This window comes from uncultured Gimesia sp. (genome assembly GCF_937919775.1).
Taxonomy (GTDB): domain Bacteria; phylum Planctomycetota; class Planctomycetia; order Planctomycetales; family Planctomycetaceae; genus Gimesia.
In genome coordinates, this window is sequence record NZ_CALFPF010000298.1 from 1 (window position 1) to 3,892 (window position 3,892).

At 51.7% G+C, this 3,892-nt stretch carries 2 protein-coding genes; both read left to right on the top strand.

The annotated features are described in order from the left end of the window. The coding region (locus tag Q0294_RS08195; protein WP_299463148.1) for a hypothetical protein at positions 1 to 3,480 on the top strand (3,480 nt) is incomplete at its 5' end. Positions 3,481 to 3,666: 186 nt separating this feature from the next. Then, a partial coding sequence (locus Q0294_RS08200; protein ID WP_299463151.1) for a homocysteine S-methyltransferase family protein occupies positions 3,667 to 3,892 on the top strand: 226 nt, incomplete at its 3' end.

Genomic DNA, 3,892 nt, shown 5'->3' on the forward strand with positions numbered 1-3,892 from the left:
CAGTTTCGTCAGGCACTGGGACTCGATGAAAATGGTAACGCAACGTGTGACGAGGATCGTGATGAAATATTGCGTTATCTGAATCTGCAGTTAATGGCCAACGGTTACCCGGCAGCATTGACAGACGCGGACCGGACCTTTGCCGATATTGCGAAAGGACTGCTGGACAATCACCGTCAAAAAAATCGACTGCTGTCGGACCATCGTTGTCCCGCTGATCAGCGAATCGAACAATTTTTACAATCGCATTTCACTGATGTGACGGGATCGGATCAACTGAAATTACCGGGCCGGACGCTGGTGCTCGATCGCTTCGGACTGGCCAGAGAGTTATCCCTGCCGATTGAGCATGATGAATATGCGAGTGAACTGGTTCAGTCCTACCGTGTGAAAAACGGTGTGTTGCATAATCCCAAACACGATCGCCGTACGACGGTCGGGACCTTTCATATCACAGAAGGCGGCTTGCCGATTGCCGCGGATAAGCGCGCGGTTCCACGTGGGACCTTCGTGAAAATGTTTCTGCATGCGATGAATCCACCTGAGGAAATGACGCTGTTTCCTTTTACTTCAAAGCAGGCAGAGCCGGCATCGGGATGGGCTTCGTTGATGTTACGTCCCATTGTCTGTCCTGAGGTCAAAGGTGTCACTCCTGAAAAACGGATGGAAGTTCGATTTTTTGCTCCGGGAACACTGGTGAGCAATCTGGACTTTGTAGAGTCCATCTTTGGAAATGCCGGTGACCCGTTTGTGCCGGAAAATGATGCCGGTCTGGACGTCATGCACTGGACCGGGCATACCGGCGCGGTCATTCTGGCACCGCACCTGACAACCCTGACAAAACACGAGCTGGGGCTGCCGCATTGGGACGACGCGACAGAACGACAACGGCATGACAGCATGTGCTGGAAGTCGGATGACGAACTGTACAACGACGGCCTGGCTTTCAAGATGACCTGCCGCACGGATGCAGGGGTGATTGTGACTCTCATCGCCGATAACTATTTTGGTTATTGTAAAAAGGAAGTGAAGACACAAATCAGTTATTCCGCCAACCTGTATGGCAATGCGGAAGAGGAACATGCCGGCGGCGCCGTCGCATTTCCCAGCTATAACCTGGGCGAAGGGTTTCAGGTCAACAGTGTCCGCTATAATGGACGAACCTTTGATGATGTCATGCGAGATTATGGCGACCAGATCGACGGGCAGGAAGCCGGCTATGGAGTCGACCGGAATTACCCCGAATTGATTTACATTCCGGAAGACGCATATGCCAGTCTGCCTGAACAATGTATTCGCTGGAGCAGGGCAGGGAAGAAGCAGTCGATTCCGTTATTGCCGGGCAATGTTTATATGGCCCCGTCTGGTTATCAACTGCGCATGGAAAAACATCCGGCAGCACCCTCCTGGAGAATCATTGGCACCTCAGGCGAGGGAGTCTTTTGCCACAAACCGTGTACCGTTTCAGGTGGCGGCAAAAGTGAAATCAGCAAGTCGCTGCTGGATTACATGTTGTACGGGCCGGTGTTCGTTTCAAACTACGAAAAAGATATGGCTTACGTGCGGGAAATCATTGAAAAAGATTATTCAGCACGCTGGCTGGAACCACTGCCGGAAGGGCATCCCCAACTGCGTGCGAGCCGACGTGTGCTCGATCAGAATCGGTCATTGGGCAGTGTCATCAAGTTACTGACTCCCTCATCGACTTACACTCAGGAATTCAACGACTGGTTGAATGCGATTCCCGATCATATCCGCGCGTTGGTGTATATTATCAAACGTATCTATTGGACCAGCTGGGGTGAGAACTGGGCCGATCACTTTGGTGTCGATATTGTCAATGGCATCTACGGTCATGAGCTGAAATACCGTGAGCGAAAACTGGTGGGGACGTATTTGCGCGTCGGTTTGTTTTCTCTGTTGGGCTGGCGGACCTTTAAAGTGCGTCAGGACTTCATCGCTTCAATGAAAATTCAGACCGAAGACGATATCAGTGCCTCGGTCGTTGTGCCGTGTCGTGCGTTGAATCATCTGGCGGAAGGCGAGAGTGGTTACAGCTGCAAGTTTGTCATCAACAGCGAGTACCGTCTGTTTCAGCGTCCCGATGACGCGATTGTAAGAGGCCTTGATAAACAGACTGAAGCCGATCTTTCTCGCCCCGGTAATTTTATCTCGAATTTCGAACCACTGACCATTCAGCAAGTGCGTGATATGAGTAAATACGTGGTCGATTTCGATGCCTTCAGCACTCCGATGCAGAATATGCTGCATGCTGCGGAAGAGTCCAACAGCAGTTATGTCGTCTGCTCAGCAAATCCGCGGCAGATCGACGGCAAACCGACGAAAAATCCGCGCTATTTACAGATTCGTCCCGATCTGGTGAAACCGCTGAATGCGTATGTAGCCAAGATGTCCACACGGCTGTTCCGCGCCATTCCGGCTGACCAGCCCGTCTACAACCCGGTGAATGCCGTCATGTTGGGACGACGTAACAACCCGCCTGACCGTGAGAAAGGCATTCGCAGTCTTGCCGTGTATTCTCCGATTCATTATCAGGAACTGCCGGAACTGTTTATGGACTTCATCTGTTCTCTAACGGGCAAGAGTCCCTCCACAACCGGAGCCGGCAGTGAAGGCGCTTTGACCAAAGGGCCTTTTAACGCACTGCGTCCCGCCGTCGATCTGAATAGTGCCCTGGTCGGATTTATTCTCACCGGTTACGCCGGCTTTTCGACGGCCGCCGGTCACATCGGCCCTGATGTACGTGTGGATCACGACGTGAGCCTGCTGATCCCTGAAATCTGGTGTCGCATGTCGCCGGAAGAAAGAAAGCCGCAATATCTGATCAAGAATGGCTTACTGGAACCCATTTCTGATTTCGAACATAATGGCGAATCGATTCCTGCAAGTCGGCTGGGGTATCGGATTACCTCCAAATTTCTCAATCGCTTCTTCGGTCGCGTATTTGATAATCCGGCATCTGTATTTGATGAGACCATTCTCAAGCCGGAGAAGCAGGATCTTGATTCTTTTGTGGACGGGATTCAGTATATCGCCGAAGCCCAGCAGCGCGTGGCTTTGCAATACTTCGAAGATGGTTCCTACGAAGAAGCCTGCCCCCCTTTACAGGCAATTCTTTCAATCATGGCTCACGGAACCTGGCAGGGGCATTCCATTCACGATTCCGAGGTACGGTCTCTGTTCACGCAAGAGTCTTTACTTGAGAGTGACTGGTATCAGGCACGGCTCACCGCCCGACAGGCGTATGAGACCGAACTGCTGCAGCGCCATCTCGATTATCTCGATCAGTTCACGAAATATCCCGGCTATGAGCGGGAAGTGAAGCGGCTCCGTATTGCCGATCGACGCGAGTGGGTCGAGCAGCAACTGGCCCGTGTTTCCTCTGCTGAATATCTGAAAGAGCTGGTGGGCATGATTGGAGCTCAGCCGAGGAAAGATTTGAATCAATCGGCCAAATAAAGCTGTTTGTCTGCGGTTTCGCTTTTCAACTGATTTGCTAGAATGCAACCTGATCCTGCGCGCCCCGGTGACCCATTCTGGTGTCTCTGTTACGTCTGAGTGTGTCTGCGGGGGCCAGGCAGAGATCACAATAGCGGAATTCACTACACAGGCAGATATCTTTCATAAAAGTACAGGTTTATAAGTATGTCCGATCGCGACGCTCGCATTGAAGCTCTCTATGACGCCATTCAAAAACGGATTCTGATTCTGGATGGGGCGATGGGGACGATGATTCAGAACCATAAGCTCAAAGAGGCTGATTACCGGGGAACACGCTTCGCAGACTACCATATGGATATTGCCGGGAATAATGATCTGCTCTCGCTGACTCAGCCGCAGATCATCCAGGGCATTCACCGCGAATATCTGG